General features: G+C 68.2%; 20 protein-coding genes. 6 read left to right on the forward strand and 14 right to left on the reverse strand.

Going from position 1 to position 15,415, the window contains the following annotated elements; genetic code table 11:
• Nucleotides 1–1,089 (reverse strand): tyrosine recombinase XerC, encoded by a 1,089-nt coding sequence (xerC, locus tag ACIA73_RS09110; protein ID WP_399437689.1) that lies wholly within the window; start codon nucleotides 1,087–1,089, stop codon nucleotides 1–3.
• Complete coding sequence (locus ACIA73_RS09115) at nucleotides 1,090–1,596, reverse strand: helix-turn-helix domain-containing protein (RefSeq protein ID WP_399437690.1); 507 nt, start codon at nucleotides 1,594–1,596, stop codon at nucleotides 1,090–1,092.
• A 95-nt stretch (nucleotides 1,597–1,691) separates the two neighbouring features.
• Here ACIA73_RS09115 and ACIA73_RS09120 point away from each other — a divergent pair, with 95 nt between their 5' ends.
• The 6 genes from ACIA73_RS09120 (at nucleotide 1,692) to ACIA73_RS09145 (ending at nucleotide 7,068) form a co-directional block, all read left to right on the forward strand.
• Entirely contained in the window at nucleotides 1,692–1,904 is a 213-nt protein-coding gene (locus ACIA73_RS09120; protein ID WP_399437691.1) for a helix-turn-helix domain-containing protein, read from the forward strand.
• Nucleotides 1,905–2,302: 398 nt separating this feature from the next.
• On the forward strand, nucleotides 2,303–3,019 hold the full coding sequence (locus ACIA73_RS09125) for a bifunctional DNA primase/polymerase (RefSeq protein WP_399437692.1): 717 nt from the start codon (nucleotides 2,303–2,305) through the stop codon (nucleotides 3,017–3,019).
• Entirely contained in the window at nucleotides 3,016–4,857 is a 1,842-nt protein-coding gene (locus ACIA73_RS09130; protein WP_399437694.1) for an ATP-binding protein, read from the forward strand. Before ACIA73_RS09125 ends, ACIA73_RS09130 begins: the two co-directional genes overlap by 4 nt.
• 343 nt (nucleotides 4,858–5,200) lie before the next feature.
• Nucleotides 5,201–5,611, forward strand: a complete 411-nt coding sequence (locus ACIA73_RS09135; RefSeq protein WP_399437695.1) for a hypothetical protein — start codon at nucleotides 5,201–5,203, stop codon at nucleotides 5,609–5,611.
• A gap of 11 nt (nucleotides 5,612–5,622) precedes the next feature.
• A complete protein-coding gene (locus ACIA73_RS09140; RefSeq protein WP_399437696.1) occupies nucleotides 5,623–6,303 on the forward strand; it encodes a hypothetical protein in 681 nt (226 codons plus the stop codon).
• Nucleotides 6,304–6,582: 279 nt separating this feature from the next.
• A complete protein-coding gene (locus tag ACIA73_RS09145; protein ID WP_399437697.1) occupies nucleotides 6,583–7,068 on the forward strand; it encodes a phage terminase small subunit P27 family in 486 nt (161 codons plus the stop codon).
• Between the two features lie 24 nt (nucleotides 7,069–7,092).
• Here the strand turns inward: ACIA73_RS09145 and ACIA73_RS09150 are convergent, their stop codons facing one another.
• From ACIA73_RS09150 to ACIA73_RS09205, 12 genes are all read right to left on the reverse strand, one after another.
• Nucleotides 7,093–7,413 (reverse strand): hypothetical protein, encoded by a 321-nt coding sequence (locus tag ACIA73_RS09150; RefSeq protein WP_399437698.1) that lies wholly within the window; start codon nucleotides 7,411–7,413, stop codon nucleotides 7,093–7,095.
• A gap of 849 nt (nucleotides 7,414–8,262) precedes the next feature.
• Nucleotides 8,263–9,105, reverse strand: coding sequence for a helix-turn-helix domain-containing protein (locus ACIA73_RS09155; RefSeq protein ID WP_399437699.1), 843 nt, complete (start codon nucleotides 9,103–9,105; stop codon nucleotides 8,263–8,265).
• The gene (locus ACIA73_RS09160) at nucleotides 9,102–9,842 is read right to left on the reverse strand and encodes a DUF6879 family protein (protein WP_399437700.1); all 741 of its coding nucleotides are present in this window, start codon (nucleotides 9,840–9,842) and stop codon (nucleotides 9,102–9,104) included. Before ACIA73_RS09160 ends, ACIA73_RS09155 begins: the two co-directional genes overlap by 4 nt.
• A 306-nt stretch (nucleotides 9,843–10,148) precedes the next feature.
• A complete protein-coding gene (locus tag ACIA73_RS09165) occupies nucleotides 10,149–12,323 on the reverse strand; it encodes a cell division protein FtsK (protein WP_399437701.1) in 2,175 nt (724 codons plus the stop codon).
• 97 nt (nucleotides 12,324–12,420) lie between these two features.
• Nucleotides 12,421–12,603, reverse strand: a complete 183-nt coding sequence (locus ACIA73_RS09170; RefSeq protein ID WP_399437702.1) for a DUF6257 family protein — start codon at nucleotides 12,601–12,603, stop codon at nucleotides 12,421–12,423.
• 11 nt (nucleotides 12,604–12,614) lie between these two features.
• Nucleotides 12,615–12,818 (reverse strand): hypothetical protein, encoded by a 204-nt coding sequence (locus ACIA73_RS09175; protein ID WP_399437703.1) that lies wholly within the window; start codon nucleotides 12,816–12,818, stop codon nucleotides 12,615–12,617.
• The gene (locus tag ACIA73_RS09180) at nucleotides 12,808–12,972 is read right to left on the reverse strand and encodes a hypothetical protein (protein WP_399437704.1); all 165 of its coding nucleotides are present in this window, start codon (nucleotides 12,970–12,972) and stop codon (nucleotides 12,808–12,810) included. Before ACIA73_RS09180 ends, ACIA73_RS09175 begins: the two co-directional genes overlap by 11 nt.
• A 96-nt stretch (nucleotides 12,973–13,068) precedes the next feature.
• Complete coding sequence (locus ACIA73_RS09185) at nucleotides 13,069–13,380, reverse strand: hypothetical protein (RefSeq protein WP_399437705.1); 312 nt, start codon at nucleotides 13,378–13,380, stop codon at nucleotides 13,069–13,071.
• On the reverse strand, nucleotides 13,377–14,213 hold the full coding sequence (locus ACIA73_RS09190) for a hypothetical protein (protein WP_399437706.1): 837 nt from the start codon (nucleotides 14,211–14,213) through the stop codon (nucleotides 13,377–13,379). Before ACIA73_RS09190 ends, ACIA73_RS09185 begins: the two co-directional genes overlap by 4 nt.
• Nucleotides 14,210–14,404 carry a hypothetical protein gene (locus ACIA73_RS09195; protein WP_399437707.1) on the reverse strand — a complete coding sequence of 65 codons (195 nt, stop codon included), beginning with the start codon at nucleotides 14,402–14,404 and terminating at the stop codon, nucleotides 14,210–14,212. The genes ACIA73_RS09190 and ACIA73_RS09195 overlap by 4 nt, the downstream gene beginning before the upstream one ends.
• On the reverse strand, nucleotides 14,401–14,775 hold the full coding sequence (locus tag ACIA73_RS09200; protein WP_399437708.1) for a DUF6907 domain-containing protein: 375 nt from the start codon (nucleotides 14,773–14,775) through the stop codon (nucleotides 14,401–14,403). The genes ACIA73_RS09195 and ACIA73_RS09200 overlap by 4 nt, the downstream gene beginning before the upstream one ends.
• The gene (locus tag ACIA73_RS09205) at nucleotides 14,772–15,326 is read right to left on the reverse strand and encodes a DUF6907 domain-containing protein (RefSeq protein ID WP_399437709.1); all 555 of its coding nucleotides are present in this window, start codon (nucleotides 15,324–15,326) and stop codon (nucleotides 14,772–14,774) included. The genes ACIA73_RS09200 and ACIA73_RS09205 overlap by 4 nt, the downstream gene beginning before the upstream one ends.
• Between the last annotated feature and the right edge of the window lie 89 nt (nucleotides 15,327–15,415).

The raw sequence follows: 15,415 nt of genomic DNA on the forward strand, positions 1-15,415 counted from the left end.
TTATGCTGCGGACCCCTCGCCAGTCCGCGAGGGGTCCGCAGCTTTTTTGATCTTGCCCTTCATGGCGGAGCCGATGACGGCTCTCGTCGTCTCCTCGGTGTCCGGCCAGAGGTGACCGTATGTGTCCAACGTCGTCTTCGCGGACGCGTGCCGGAGGCGGTGCTGCACCACCTTCACGTCCGCCCCCTCGCTGATGAGCAACGAGGCGTAGTAGTGCCGCAGATCATGGAAGCGAAAGCCCTCGGGCAGACCGGGGATGACCTTCCTCGCGGCTCGTATCTGCCGCTCGATGGCCCACGTACTTACCCGGTCGCCGCCCTCATGAGCAAAGACCGTGCCCGGCTGCCCCTCCGCCGGTCGCGGCAGCACCGCCAGCAGCTCGTCGGGGATGGGCACGGCGGTACGGCTCATCTCCGTCTTCAGTGGCTCCGCCGGGTACTGCACGGCAGGCCGGATCTCCTTCTCGGCAAAGGCAATGTCCGCTCGGCGCAGGCCGCAGACCTCCCCCACCCGTAGACCCGCGAAGGCGCCGAGGAGTACGGCCAGGCGGTAACGCTCGTCGAATGCCTCGTACAGCTGCCACACCTGCTCAGTCGTGGCGACGTAGGGCCGCGGCTTGCCCGCGCTAGCAGCGTTCTTGCGATTGCAGGGATTCGACGTGACGATCTTGTCCTCAATCGCGTCAGCCATGACCTGCGAGAGGCGATTTCGTAGGGCCTTGATGTACGACTGCTGCAAGCCTTCCTTCTTGAGTCTGGCTAGCCACGCCTTTACCGCACTCGGCTGGATCGACGCGATAGGGAGCGGGCCGAATTCCTTGCGGATGCGTCCAAGGTGCACCTTGGCTTGGCGCACCGTCGAGGCTCTGTTCACGGCGTAGCCCTCGATCCACTTGTCGCACCACTCGTCGACCGTGATCTTCCGCGACTTCGGGTCGACGTACTGGCCGGTGACCAGACTCGCCGTCTCCTCGTCGAGCCACCTCTGCGCGTCGACCTTCCGCGTGAAGTGGCGAGCATGCTCACGGCCGGCGGCGTCACGGTATCGAGCCCGCCATTTCCCGTTAGGCCTCTTCTTGATGCTGGCCACTCACTCCCCCTGCGAATCCCGTAGTCGGTCTGCGATCTCGGTGCACTCGCGCACCTGAGCATCCACCTGATCGATCAGATCAGAATGAGCCCGAGACGCTTCTTCAAGTTCCCTGTCGATGTGCTGCCTGGTCCGCTGCAACTCCAAGACGCGCTGGTTAGACGCATCAAGGAGCCCCCTTAGTTCGTTGAGACGGATCGTCGCGGTGGCCATTTCGAAGTCGTCGATCGGAACAGTCATAAGGTCGCTAACCGTCACACCGAAGATGCTCGCCAGCCCCTGCACTTCATTTACGCGGATGGGGCGGTCAGCTGCTTCGGTCTTGGCCACGGTCGTTTGCCGCCACTGATAGCCCTTGGTGGCCATGCGGGTCGCTAGCTCTTGCTGGGACCAGCCGCGGGTCACGCGCAGGCTTTTCACGCGTCGGCCTACTACCTGTTCAGCGCTGCCGATGGCTTCTGCCAGGGACTGCGGAGCGCCTTCCGTTGACTGCGTTTGATCCTTCATGGGGATAGACGTTAGTGCTTGGTGGGGTTGACCACAACAGCACCATGCTGCAATCCTGCGGGGGATAGCGCTCAATCCCCACGGAGGATCAAGCGATGCATAAACACACCCTGCCCAGCGGTGATTCGCCGCAGTACCTCACGACGGCTGAAGTGGCCGAACGGTACCGAACGGCTCCTAGCACTGTCCGCTACTGGCGCCACGTCGGGTACATCCCGGGCGGCTTCAAGCGTGGGCGGCGAGTCCTGTACGACCCCGCCGCGCTCGACCGCTGGGACGCGGAGCAGACCGGAGGCGCCGCAGCATGACCCAGAACACGACGAATCCCGAGCAGCTGGTATCTGCTCGGGATTCGGAAGACCTCACGGCGGGCGGGTCTGTACCCACCTTGCCACAAGGAGACCCGCCCCGAGCAGTAGGGCGACTCGACACCTACCGATCGCGCTCCGCGAAGTGGCACCGACAGGTCAAGGTCGACCGGTGCCCCGGATGCGGACACCCGCACCTGCACCGGGCACCCCTCCCGCTCGTCCGGTCCGTCCTCAAGAACGCGCCCTGCGGCACCGTGTACGTCGTCGTACTGCGCGTACCGGCGGTGGTCGCATGACCATGCTCGACTCGGCGCTGTTCCTGACCTCCCGTGGATTCGAGCTGTTCCCGGCCGACCACCCGGGCAACGAGAAGTGCGTCGGCGTCGGCCGCGGACATGAACCGGAGACGTGCACCGACCGGGGCAAGCACCCCGCCGTCGCCTTCACCCGGAACCACTCGACCGACCCCGCCAAACTGCAGCGTTGGTTCGACGGGCCGTTGCGGAACATCGGAATCGCGGTCGGAGCCTGCCGTCCTCGACTCCGACCGGCACGGTGCCGTAGAGGATGCCGCCGCTGCTCTCGGCCACGTCTGGGCGACGACCATGCGCGTCCTGACGGCCAAGGGCTACCACGACTATCTGTGGGCGCCGGCGTCGCTCAAGCTGGGTAACGGCCTCGGACAGCTGCGAGGCAAGTTCGACGGCGACGTCCGGGCGGGCAACGCCTACGTGATCGCCCCCGGCTCGGTGCACGCCACCGGGGCCCTGTACGAACTCGTCGACCAGGACCAGCCGCCCGCCTCCGCCCCCGCCTGGCTCCTCAACGCTCTGACGGGTGCTGTTCCCCGTCCGCGCCCTCAGAACGTCGAGCGTGCACAGACTGGTCGGGGGAAGAACCTGGTCGGCCTGGTGCGGTTCGTCTTGGAATCCCAGTCGGGAGAGCGCAACAGCCGTTTGTTCTGGGCGTCTTGCCGGGCCTTCGAGGCGGGTACGGCCGCTGACTCCAACGTCGCCTCCGCCCTCCTCGACGCCGCCGTGCACACCGGACTGTCTGACGCGGAAGCCCGCCAGACGATCACGTCTGCCTACCGATCGAGGGCCGTCCGATGACCGACGAAACCACCGCCGACCAGGCGCGCAAGATCCTGGAACAGAACGGCATCGAAGAACCCGAGGGCAAGGGCCGCGGCCCTTCTCAGGCATCCCAGCTCGTCGCCCTGGCACGCGAGAAGTACGAGCTGTTCATGTCCGAGGACGGACGCCCCTACGGCGTGAAGACGGGGGGTGCGAACACCGTCTACGCCCTGCGCGGCAAGGCCGGTCTGCGCTCCCATCTGGCCCGGATGTACACCGACGCGCACGGCGGTTCCGTGCCCTCTCAGTCCGCCCTCGCGGATGCCATGACGGTCCTGGAAGGTGTCGCCGCCGATGCTGAACCGCGGCAGCTGCACATCCGGGTTGCGCGGCACGAGGAGCGCATCGTCGTCGACCTGGCGACCCCCGAGGGGCGGTGTGTGTCCATCGGCCCGGACGGCTGGTGCAGGGAGCCAACGGCCCCAGTCCTCTTCCGGCGCTCGGGGGCGATGAAGCCACTGCCCGAACCGATCAGTGACGGCGACGGTCTTGCCAAGCTGCAAGACCTCGTGAACACCGACGACGAGGGCTTTCACCTGCTGGTCGCGTGGCTGATCGCCTGCTTCATCCCGGACCTGCCCCACCCCATCCTGACGTTCCGGGGTGAGCAGGGCACGGGCAAGTCCTACGCGGCGAAGATGGTCATCGGGCTTATCGACCCCTCCGGGGCGCCCAAGCGGACAGCCCCGCGCGACATCAAGGCATGGGCGACACAGGCGTTCAACTCCTGGGCGCTATGCCTCGACAACGTCTCGATCATCGCCGATTGGCTGTCTGACGCACTGTGCCGTGCCGTGACCGGTGACGGCATCGTCGACCGCGCCCTGTACACCGACGACGACGTCGTTGTGCTGGAGTTCCGGCGCGTGCTCGCAATGACGACGATCGACGCCGGCGCGCTCGCCGGGGACCTGGCCGAACGCCTGGTGACGATCGAACTGCACACCATCCCCGACGCCAAGCGGCGCGAGGAGAGCGAGATGGACGCGGCCTACGCGGACGCGCACGCGTCCATCCTGGCCTCACTGTTCGACCTGCTCGCCAAGGTACTTAAAGCGCTGCCGGACGTCGTTCTGACCGAGCGCCCGCGCATGGCGGACTTCGCCCGCGTGCTCGCCGCGGTCGACCAGGTGCAGGGCTGGAAGACGATGGAGTCCTACAAGGCCAGCGCCCGCGATGCGGTGGCCGACGTCCTCGACGGAGAGCCGTTCGCGCAAGCCGTTGTCGCGCTCGTCGACCGGGCCGGGGCCGAAGGGCTGACGCTCACGACACAGCAGATCCTCGACCAGGTCGACACCCCGGACAAGCTGCCGAAGAAGTGGCCGAAGGACTCCACGCGCGCGGGCGGCCAGTTGAAGCGGCTCGCCCCCGCCCTGCGGACGATCGGCATCGAGGTCGACGACTCCCAGCGGGGCCCTGCACCGAAGCGTCAGCGGCTGTACAAGCTGAACGCCACAGCAGAGAGAAGGTCCGCCACAGCGTCCACAGCGTCCACCCCCGACGAAAACCGGGGTCTGACCAGCGGAAACGGGGTGGACGCTGGCATGGACGCTGTAGCGTCCACCCCCACCCCCGGCATGGACGCTGTGGACGCTGGCATGGACGCTGCACTCTTCGCAGCGTCCACCCCGCAGAGCACCCCTGAACTGCAACGACACGGCGGCATGGACGCTGGGGACGCTATGGACGCTGTAGTGCACCCCCTCTCTGCTCCCGTGACCGCACGGCCGCAGACCCCGTGCAGCAGCTGCGGCCGGAACCAGTGGAACGCCGAAGGGTCCCCGCTGTGCGGCCGGTGCAGGGAGGTCGCGTGAACGTCGACGACATCGTCCGCGAACGGATATCCGCAGCGCGCCGCCGCATCGAGCAGCGCAAGCAGCTGCGCGCCCAGCTCGTCGAGCGGCGCCGTCACGGCCTGGCCGCCCGGTACCGGGCCAAGCTCACACGGCAGGCCGGACGGCCCGGTGAACCCGTACAGCCAGCCGAGAGCCCTACGGCCCCGGTCGGACAAGACCCCGGACGAGAGGGGACGCCCCCCGAGCGAAAGCCCGTAATCCCCAGACCCGTAACCGGGTACAGCGTCAGCACTTTCCCGGTGCTGGCACCCCCCGGGGTGCGGGAGTCACCCCCCACCCGACCAGCTACTCAGGAGACAACGTGACTACTTCCCCCTTCACCACCGTCATCGAAGCCCAGGTCCCCCCGGTGGCCACGGCCGGCGCCGATGACGACACCGTCACCGCCCAAGCCCCCTACGCGGCCACCGTGACCCGCGTCGAGTACGTCCCCGAGACGGCGATCACCGGGGCCGACACCAACACCCGAACCCTCTCCCTCGTCAACAAGGGCCAGGCGGGAAGCGGCAGCACGACCGTCGCGATGCTCGCTCTGACGAACGGGGTGACCGCCGCCGCGAACAACGAGAAGACCATCCCCCTCTCGGGCACACCCGCGAACCTCGTACTCGCCGCAGGCGACACCTTGCAGTGGCGATCCGTCCACATCGGGAACGGCATCACCGACCCCGGTGGGCTTGTCCGCATCCACCTCAACCGCACCTACGCCTGAAGGAGACGACCATGCCCAGCGCCCTCAGCAACATGATGAACGAGCTCATGCGCGACCAGCACCGGCCCACCACACCACCCTCCGGGCAAGGCAAAGCCGACGAGATCCGCAGCTACTACAAGCAGGGCCTGCAGCAGCTGCGCGGCACCCGCAACATGCACCCCGAAGCCCGACGCGTCGAGATCGCCAGGCTGTACGCCACCACTCAGGCCGCACTCAAGAAGGTCCAGCAGGACCAACTCAAGGCCGACCGCGAGACGTTCGCCAAGCTCGACCGCCAGCTGTGGGGATACGACGACGTGCGCGCCAACGCCTACAGCAGCGCCGAGCGCGCAGCCGTAGACGGCACCGTGCGCGACGCGCAGGACAGGGCGGCCAAGCTGAAGAAGCCCGACGAGGCAGCACGCGCCCTCTCTGCCGCCGAACAGGGCGGTGACAAGGTGCTCGTCCGTGCCATCGCCAAGCGTGCCCACGACATGAGCTGGGACCACATCGTCGACGGCTACCTGAGCACGCGGCCCACCGAAGCTGAGCGCTACCAGCAGGCAGGCGAGATCTATGCCAGGCAGCACACACCCAACGGTGTCATGGCCCACCAGTTCAGTGGTGCGCTGAGCAAGCCTGACGAGCTTCACGACCTGAGCGACGACGACGTACACGCGATGGTCAACCCGACCGACGACGCAGCCTGACGGCTCACAGATCCGGCGTCAACGTCACCCGTCGCGGGCCATGGTCCGGCCGACCGAAGACGGGAGCCATGGGCGGGGAGCGAGTCCAGACCTCGCAGCGATCCGCCCAGCGCCGACCAGCCCGAGCCGAGCCCACCAGCGGCCGGCTCGGGCTGGAGCACCACCCCCCCCCGGGTGGGGGCGGACCCGTGGGCGGGCGCCCGGGAGACCGTCCGGGGGGCAGAGCGAGCGCACGGCCAATCGAACGATCTCCGCGTAGCGATCAAGAGAGGTGAAGCCATGGCCATACCGGGCCGAAAGCCGAAGCCGTACATGACGGCCGTGCGCGAGGGGACGTTCCGCGCCGACCGCAACAAGGAAGGGGTCCGCTTCCCGCCCGTCGATCCGGTCGAGCCCCGGTGGGCGGACATCCTGCCCGGCCCCGACCCCGAGGTGGCGCGCGCGAGGAAGACGGCCGCCGAGTTGTGGGGGCGCCTGGTCCCGGTGCTGACGTACTCCGCCGGCCTCGTCGACACCCAGCGGGAGACGGTCACGGACTACTGCGTCACGTGGGCGTGGATCACGATGGGCAACCGTGCGTTGGCCCGTGAAGGTGTGGTCATCGAGGGCGACCGCGGGAAGGTCCGCAACCCCTGGTGCACGGTCCTTTCCCAACAGCGGCAGCACTTCCGGTCGCTGACAGGCGAGTTGGGTCTGACGCCGGCCTCGGCGCAGCGGATCGCAGCCCCGCAGCCGGACGACGATGATGACGACATATTCGACTGAGCGCACGCCAGGGCTTCAGGGGCGCTATCCGCCAGCGCGCAGCGCGAATGCCTGCAGAGTCTCTTGTGCGGATCGGGCAGGGTTGCCTTCATCGTGTTCCTGCGCCAGGTCCGTGTAGGCCGCGCAGAAGGCACCCAGAAGACGGCCGAGTTGCGGCGCTTGAGCGTCCACTGTCGCTTGCACGACCTCAGCGGGAGTCGCATCCGAGGCGACCGTAACGCTGGTGTCGTCCAGCCCCGCGATCAACGAGGCCAACTGAGTCTCAAGGCTGTCGCCTTCTAGGTCTGCGGTCAGGCAGGTGGTCAGAATCCCGATGACGCGTTGCTGCATTTCCTTCTCGTCCATGCCCTGCATCCTTTCGCCTGAAGGGACCGTGCGCTGGAAAACCCTCAGAACACGGCCGAAGCCCCCGACCGTCGGCATGGTCGGGGGCTTTGGTGTGCCCGCCCCCGGTAACGCCGGGGTACGAGGGCGGGCACGTCCCCGGGGCCGCCCGTCGAGGGCCACCTGTGGGGCGACTTCGGGGAGCTCACCGCCGCCGTGCGCGGCCTCTGGGTGCGGCCTGTGACACAAGGCACTTCTCGTGCCAGTACACCGTTGTGGCCGCGGCCGACCCAGCGTCGACGTCGTACTGCCGGTACAACTCGCCGTCGAGGATGGGCTGCTGGCACTTGCTGCACCACTTCACGACGTCGACCACTCCTTGCACTTAGTGCACGCCCACGCTTCACAGTCGAGGACGTGCGCCCCCGATTGGCCGCGGGCATATCCGACGTGATGGGCGCCGGCCTCTTCAGTCAGCGTCCGCTGACACCACACGCACGACCACGCCTTGTACTGACTGTGGGTCAGCCTGCTCACGGGTGGGATGGGCCTCCCGGTCGTGACAGCGTCCGCGTCGGCCTTCGAATGCATAAGGCACGCTCGGGGGAACCAGCGGCCATGCCCGTCGGGCCGGTCTCGAACCCCGAGGTCGGCGGCGGTCCGCGCGGTGAGGGCGACCCCGCACAGGATGCAGTCCGCGCCGCGCACCTGCCGGTCAGACAGGGCTCCGAAGACCCTCAGATGGTCCCTATGCAACGGTGGTCTGTACGTTTTGGTGGCCATGGCCAGGACGGTAGGAGCCGCAATTGCAGGGCCGCGCGACGATTGCGCGGGATTGCGAGAGGGCGTGTTCCAGTTGCGGCGCGTTCCTCACGCGTGATCGAGAGAACCCCGCGCTCGCCCGATCAGGTGCTGTGCTGCGGCACCGTAGACGGCCGATTCGGCGAGCCATTCCCACGCCCGCTCGTACAACGCGATCGTCTCCGTGTCCTCAAGCCACATCTCGTTGCCGATCGTCTCGACGATGACGAGGCGCTGATCGTAGATCCAGAATCCGTGTGCGGGGGTGCGGCGGAGATCGGCGTGCAGGGGGATGATGCCGAGTTCCACGGTGTCCAGCCCAACGAGGCTGAGGAGCCGGTCGAGTTGGCCGGCGTGGACGTCTCGGGGGCAGATGCGCATATGGAGTGCGCTCTCCCAGACGAGGAAGCGGAAGAGGCGCCCCGGCTCGTACAGGGCCTCCTGGCGGCGGATGCGGGCGCGGACGGCGGCTTCGGTGTCGTTGGTGACCTGCCGGAAGGAAGCGTTCGCCTGGAAGACGTGCCGGGCGTAGTCGGCGGTCTGGAACAAGCCGGGGATGCGGGCGATCTCAAGCCCGCGGATCGTCTGGGTGGCGGCGGTCTCGGCGATGGCGAGTTCCTGACGGGCCCGGTGTCCGCCGGCCAGCTGACGCCGCCACGAACGGTATTGGGTCTCCATGCCAGTGAGTCGGCCCTTGAGTTCGCCCGCGCATCCGGGGTTGCCGACCGCTGCGGCCCACGCGGTCAGATCAGCGACGGTGGGGGTCTGCTTGCCGTTCTCCAGCCGGGACACCTTGGAGCGCTGCCAGCCGAGACGTTCGGCCACGCCCTTCCCGTCAAGGCCGGCCTCGGTGCGCAGCTCACGCAGCCGCGCACCGAGGGCGACCCGGGAGGACTGAAAATCGGTACTCACATGCTGGAACGTACCCGTGCCTGGAACTCCGCGGTACGGGTGGCGTGGTGCCATGCGGCGTCCCGGACCTGGCAGGCGGCCAGCACTTCGGCAGGGTCGCGGCTGACGATCACGCCAAGGGTGGTGTCGCTCTCGTCGAAGACGAACCGCATCAGCGTTGTCGAGTCGAACAGCCAGAAATCCCAGTCGGGCAAGCCGAGTTGTTCGGCCGTGGCCCGGGGCAGATTGCGGATGTCTTCCCCAGCGGCCACGTTCCCGAGTCCGGACGCGAGGAGGAACCGCTGTCCCTGGGTGGGCGGGTCGTCGACGAGGCGGACCCGCTCGAACCGCTTGCCCTGCCCGGTCTGCTCGCGGACATTCGCCCGCCAGGTGTTGTCTGCGTCGTCCGTGATGTCCTCCCCGGTGAGGAACCGGGCCCACTTCTCGCTCTTGCGGTCGGAGGCGTACCCGCGGCGGGTCTCCAGCCGCCAGGCCGTGTGCTTGAACTCCCGGAACAGGTGCGAGACGGAGGCGAACGGCACAACCTCACCGGCCGGCGCACTGGGCGAGAACCGGGTGAGGAGTTCCCGCGGGACGAGGACGAACGTCTCGGACTCCTTCACGTCGCGCAGCTTCGCCAGGTGCTCGGGGTCGGTGACCCTGTCGCCCTGGACGAGGATGTCGCCCGTCTCTTCGACCTCGTACAGGGTGGGGCAGTCGCCATCGTCGGACGTCGTGCCTATGAACCTGAGGGGCATTACCGGCTCCGTTCTCGCTGTCGAGGAGTCCTCAGCATGCGGTGGATTGAACGCGGGTGAAGGTCGATTGCGAGGGATTGCGGCGGACGCAGAACGGCGGCCAGTTGCCCGCAACGGTCATCGCCAGCCAGCACGAAAGCCCCACCCCCATGCTTCGGGGACGGGGCTTTCGCGTGGGGTCGGAGGGGTGCCGTAGCCCCCTCTAGGAGGGTCTACACCGCAGGCCAGGGGCCTCTACCGGGGGGATCTACGTCCGTAGAGGGACCCCGCTAGGACAGGGGTACCGATCCGGTACCCCTCTCGGGCCTATTCGGTGGGCGAGGTAGAGGGAGGGGCCTCTACCGTCCGTGCGGCCAACAGCAGTTCCTCCGGTACGGCGGCCTCAAGGTCGGCCCGCCGGTACCCGGCCAGGTTCTTGCCCTTGATGTTGATCTGCTTCGTGGTGCGCTTCACGCCGGCCGCGTCGAGTTCGGCACCGAGCTTGTCGAAGTCCCAGTCGCCGTAGCGGTCCTCGTCGAGGTTGACCAGGCGGGCGAGGAGGTCGACGGAGTGGATCCGGTCGGAGTGCCGCATCACGTCGAGGGCGTCGGACAGAACAGGCGGAATGACGACTCCCGCCGCACCGGCCGCCGCGGTGACGTCACCGGCGGCGTCACCGCTGATCTGCTTGACCGCCTCGCGCAGCTTCCTGCCCTTGAGGCACAGCGAGTTGAACTCTGCGGTGGTCAGCAGATCGTTCTTGACGGTGGCGTGCGAGGCGGGCCCGGTGACCAGGACAGTCACACCCTTGTGGTCCTCGGACAGCAGGGAGGCGTCCGCGCCCATGGCTGCCTTGCCCGACCCCAGGACCATGTCCGAGCTCGTCTTGTCGGTGACCTGGGTGCAGCACCGAATGGTGATGATCTCCCGCAGCTTCGTGGGCACGCTCTTGGCGTCGGGCCGCTGGGAGGCGTAGTTGCTGATGAACCCGGCAGCCGGCCCGCGGCGGGCGATGCGCGCCAGGTCGTCGACGATCTGCTCCCGCACCTTGTCGTCGACCGCGAGGAACGCCTCTTGCAGCTCGTCGATGGTCACGAAGATGAACGGCAGCCGGTACTTCTCGACGATCGCCGGAGTCAGCTTGCCCTCCGGGCAGATGGACGTGGGCAGACCGCGCAGCAGGGCGAAGCGCCGTTCCATCTCGGCGAGGAGTTCGGCAAGGAACGCCTTGAAGGCTTCGATCGCGTCGTCTTCCGCGCCGAGGACGAGCCGGTGGGCGACGTGCCGCATGCCCATCCAGTCCTGGCCGCCCTTGAAGTCGGCGACGTAGTGCCGCACCCACGGGTCGAGGAGACCGGCCGCCGTCATCAGGCGCTGGGTGAACGTCTTGCCGCGCCGGGGCAGCCCGCCGAAGAACATCGACTGCCAGATGACCGGAACGGTGATCCGGTTGCCGCGCGCGTCCTGCCCGAACGGCACCGCATCCCAGATGGAGAACCGGTCCATCGTCGCGAGCGGCGACGGGATGGGGTCCGACAGGTACGGGTCATCGTCGGCCACCCACATCGACACCCGCCCCGCATTGCCGCCCTTGGACGCCCGGACGCGGGACATGATGACCTGAATCTCATCCACCCCGAGTTCCTGCGCGATGACCTCCCTTTTCGCCAGCACGTCGGAGGCGGTCTTGCCGCCGCCGCGGGGCATGTCGAAGATGACCGCCCATCCGCGCCCGTCACGGACCGGGCCCATCGTGCAGACCACCTTGGGTCCGTCGTCGTCGCCCTTGCCCGCCTTCAGGAGGCCGGCGGCCCGCAACGCGTCGTTGAGCTGCTGCGCCGACATGTCCACCTTCAGCGGCGGCGCCCCCTGGTCGAGGAGATGGGTCTCCTTCCCTCGCCCCAGGTAGGCGAGCGGGGCAACGACGGCCGCGGACATGCCTGCCTGCACCACCGGGTCGGCGAGCATCAGACCGGTTGCTGCGGCGGCGACACCGACAGCTGCCGCACCGAACCGCCACCGCCGGGACTCGGTACGGGCAGCGTGCGCGGCCTGCAGACGCACGGCCAGCTCGACATCCTCGGGCCTGGCCTTGCACTGCGCGCGCAACGCCTTCACGGCCGCCGTGTGGTCCTGCGCGGACAGGGTGGGCCACAGCCCGAGCGTGGCCCGGTAGAACCCGCGGGCGGCCAACAGGACTGTCTTCACGAGGTACTTGGGGACCCGGATGCTGTGGAAGCGGGCATGCCACCAGGTAAGGCGGGCGAACGCCTTCACCGTGCCGACGATGGACTTCGTGGACCTGGCCCACACCGGGAGGACGGGCATGTCCGGGACGGCCAGCCAGTCGGCCAGGGGGTTGTCCGGGCGGTCGACGGCTTCGGTCACCTTGCGGGTGTCCGCAGGGTGATCCGGCTCGGGTGCAGGCTGCACCGGCACCTTCAACAGATCGATCTTGATGCTGGGATGCCCGTTGACCGGGCCCGCCAGGGTCTCCGTCATGATGGTCTCTCTCCTGGATTTCGTTTCGGATTTCGTTACGCCGGGAGCACGGGGCGGCCGGTCATCCTTGGTCGGGTACGGCCGCCCCGTGGCACAGCTACTTGCTCTTCTCGGCCCGCTTGCGGGCGCCGTCGAGGATCCGGTCGACCTTGCGCTGAAGGTCGGCCTGGTGGACGTCGGGACCGGCAATCTCCCGCTTGCACATGCGGGCGATGTAGTACGCGACCCTGGCCTTCTCGCCGGCCGTCAGGGGCGGGTCAGCCGATGCCTGGTAACTCACGCAGTACTCCTTCAGATCTTGCGGAGTTCATGGGCGTGGCACAGGACGGGGGCGATCAGCCAGCTGATGCGGTCGACGGTCCAGCGGCCGTTCGTGAGCGGGCCGGGCGGGACCTCGTCGAGAATCCGGCCGGTCTTCCCGGCGGCCCGGGGGTCGTCCTCGCAAGAGGTGATCAGGACCTTGTCGCCCGCCCGCAGGTGCCCGCTACTTGGCATCGGTGGTCACCGCCTTGCCGGTCTCGGTGATCGCGGCGGCGACGGCCAACTGCGCCCACACGGCCGCCTGCTCCACGTACACGCCCGGCAGATCTGAACGGTGGCGACTGGTCAGCAGGTCTTCGGCTTTGGCGCGGTATTCCTCACTGGTCACGGTGTTCTCCCTCGGGTACAGGTCCGGTCTGTCCGGCCCCACCGCACCCCCGCAGGCGTATCAATCTGAGACACCTGACGGAGGACGGAGGGACCGTCAGTCACGGCCCTTCTGGATGTCCTGCCAGACCGACCGCAGGACGAGGAGGCAGACGGTCAGGGCAACCGCGGAGATAGCCACCGCCACGGCGGACAGGGCCAGGGCGACCATGAACACCGAGCCGCCGACACCGACCGCCAGCCACTTGCCTGCACTGCCCGACGACTTCGGGGCGGGCGCCTGGTGCTGGCAGGTCGGCGGCTGCACAGCCCTGGCCGCCTCCATGGCGGCGAGCATCATGGCGAACTGCTCCGACTGGCGTGCAGCTGCGACCGCTTCGGCGGAAGCCTTGCTGATGTCGTCGCTCATGACCGCACCCCCTCCAGTCGATGGGCCTCAAGGTCCACGCGGATCGCTTCCTGTACCTGCTTCGCGCGTACCTGGCCGACCCCGAGCCGTTCCTTGATGGCACGGATCGACGGGACCTCACCGGTCAGTAGGTCGTCTTTGAAATGCTGTACAGCCAAGGCAGCGCCGTACTCGGTCAAGGGGCCGGGCTCGTTCTCGGGTACGCGTACCTCACCCTCCTGCGGCATGTACTCCGCGTGTACCTCGTGGGGGCGGGACTCGCGCGCGGCGGACACGGGAACCGGTTCCGTCGACTCCTCCGACGGAACCCCCGCGGCGACGATTGGCAGCAGGCGTACCCCGGCGGGTGCAGCCTCAGGTACGGCGGGTACGGCCGCCTCGATGGCCGGGTGCGCGGGTACGGGCGGGGTGTCCACGACGGCGGGCACCCTCTCGACGGTGCTCTCCGACAGAGGTCCCCGCGGGACCTCAGTGGTGATCTTCGCGGCGCCGGGTACATGGTCCGCCGTCCGCTGCAGGCCGTGTACCCGCCACAGCACCAACGGGGCGATGGCCGACACGGCAACCACCAGCCACGGCGAGACGACGAGCGCCCCGCCGTCGACGAGGTGGGCCGCAGCGTTCGTAGCGACCATGAGCAGCACCGGCCAGAACACCTCACGGCCCGTCTTCATGGCACGGATCGCATAGGAGTCGATTGCGATCGGCAGGCCGGCCGCGACGATCTGGTTGTACCCGGACGACACCGCGAGGGACCACTCACCGTGGGCGGTAATCCCGATGCAGGCGAGCATGGCCGCCCACCCGAGAACGTCGTTCCGTTCCTCCGTCATCGGCCTACCTCCGGAAGTGCCTCACGCACGGCACGGTGCGCGAGAAGGTTCACGCCGTGCCGGTCGCCGAGACGGTTCGCCGAGATCAGTTCCGCGAGGATCACCGGCAGGTACAAGCAGGGCCGGGGCGAGCGGGACGCCGCACGAATGGCGGCGTCCTCGGTCGGCCGGCGCACCAGGGCGGTACTCACCGGATCACCCCGTTCGACTTGTCGACCAGGGCGGCCAGCTGCGGCATGACGTCCATCGCGAACCGCCACACCGACTCCGCCACGAACCGCAGACCCGACCCGTCGAACTCGTGCCACTCGCCATCCACGTACACGGCCGCCATCGTCCGGCGCTCCGACGGGGAGAACGGGCGCTGCACCAACGCCATCGCCAACGCGGTCACGTCGCCGTGACAGGCGGTCGGAACCCACGCCCGGAACTCGTCGCCCTGGTGCTCGATGTCCTCCCGGTACGCCTCCGACGCGTGCTTCCCCCGGCACCAGGACGGTTCCGGGATCGTCACCGGGCCGTGGTCGACCGTGTGCACCGTGACGGTGCGGACGGCGCTCACTTGCGGCCCATGTACTCGGCGCGCACGGCGACGAGCTGGGCGTGCGCAACCTTCAGCGACTCGACCCGCTCCGCAAGGGTGCGGATGACCGTCGCCAGACCGTCGGGGTCCAGGTTCTCGACCCAGTGGTCGTCGATGAACTCGATGTCCACGTGCGGCAGGCGCTCGCTCAGCTTCCGGTCCCACGGCCGCACGTTCAACGTGATGCCAAGCACCCGGAACTCCTCGGGCTTGCCGTCGGTGTTGATCGGCAGCCACATCTCCGGGCCGGCCGCCTGGCACCAGATGTCCTGACGGAACGTGGGCGAGGCAACGTCCGACGCATGGTTGAGGGTGCAGCCCACCATGCAGGTGAACGTCATCTGCTCGTCGGTGTCGCGGTCGGTGAACGTCCACGTCCTCGGGGCGGCCGGCGGCGCCATCGGCAGCGGCGCCCCCTGCCGACCGGAGGCGACGAGCTGGGCGACGAGCGGGAACTGTGCGTCGACCGAGCGGCGTACAGCCTGCTCCTCGTCGGACGGCTTGACCGGGTTGGATACGGTGTTGCTCATGGTTCGACTCCCTGGTTCAGAGGGGTTCGGGCCTAGGCCTCGTTCCGGTGTTCCACCACCGGGCGGGGCCGTCCTCATACCTGAGGTGG

Origin of the sequence: Streptomyces sp. NPDC051561 (genome assembly GCF_044454195.1) — a bacterium.
In the GTDB taxonomy this organism is placed as follows: domain Bacteria; phylum Actinomycetota; class Actinomycetes; order Streptomycetales; family Streptomycetaceae; genus Streptomyces.

Excerpts from the sequence above, each read along its gene's own strand:
- ACIA73_RS09125 (WP_399437692.1), top strand. The coding sequence starts at position 2,303 with ATGAACCGGAGACGTGCACCGACCGGGGCAAGCACCCCGCCGTCGCCT.
- ACIA73_RS09140 (WP_399437696.1), top strand. The coding sequence starts at position 5,623 with ATGCCCAGCGCCCTCAGCAACATGATGAACGAGCTCATGCGCGACCAG.
- ACIA73_RS09160 (WP_399437700.1), bottom strand. The coding sequence starts at position 9,842 with ATGCCCCTCAGGTTCATAGGCACGACGTCCGACGATGGCGACTGCCCC.
- ACIA73_RS09175 (WP_399437703.1), bottom strand. The coding sequence starts at position 12,818 with ATGCCAAGTAGCGGGCACCTGCGGGCGGGCGACAAGGTCCTGATCACC.
- ACIA73_RS09165 (WP_399437701.1), bottom strand. The coding sequence starts at position 12,323 with ATGACGGAGACCCTGGCGGGCCCGGTCAACGGGCATCCCAGCATCAAG.
- ACIA73_RS09130 (WP_399437694.1), top strand. The coding sequence starts at position 3,016 with ATGACCGACGAAACCACCGCCGACCAGGCGCGCAAGATCCTGGAACAG.
- ACIA73_RS09190 (WP_399437706.1), bottom strand. The coding sequence starts at position 14,213 with ATGACGGAGGAACGGAACGACGTTCTCGGGTGGGCGGCCATGCTCGCC.
- ACIA73_RS09150 (WP_399437698.1), bottom strand. The coding sequence starts at position 7,413 with ATGGACGAGAAGGAAATGCAGCAACGCGTCATCGGGATTCTGACCACC.
- ACIA73_RS09115 (WP_399437690.1), bottom strand. The coding sequence starts at position 1,596 with ATGAAGGATCAAACGCAGTCAACGGAAGGCGCTCCGCAGTCCCTGGCA.
- ACIA73_RS09120 (WP_399437691.1), top strand. The coding sequence starts at position 1,692 with ATGCATAAACACACCCTGCCCAGCGGTGATTCGCCGCAGTACCTCACG.
- ACIA73_RS09185 (WP_399437705.1), bottom strand. The coding sequence starts at position 13,380 with ATGAGCGACGACATCAGCAAGGCTTCCGCCGAAGCGGTCGCAGCTGCA.
- ACIA73_RS09145 (WP_399437697.1), top strand. The coding sequence starts at position 6,583 with ATGGCCATACCGGGCCGAAAGCCGAAGCCGTACATGACGGCCGTGCGC.
- ACIA73_RS09205 (WP_399437709.1), bottom strand. The coding sequence starts at position 15,326 with ATGAGCAACACCGTATCCAACCCGGTCAAGCCGTCCGACGAGGAGCAG.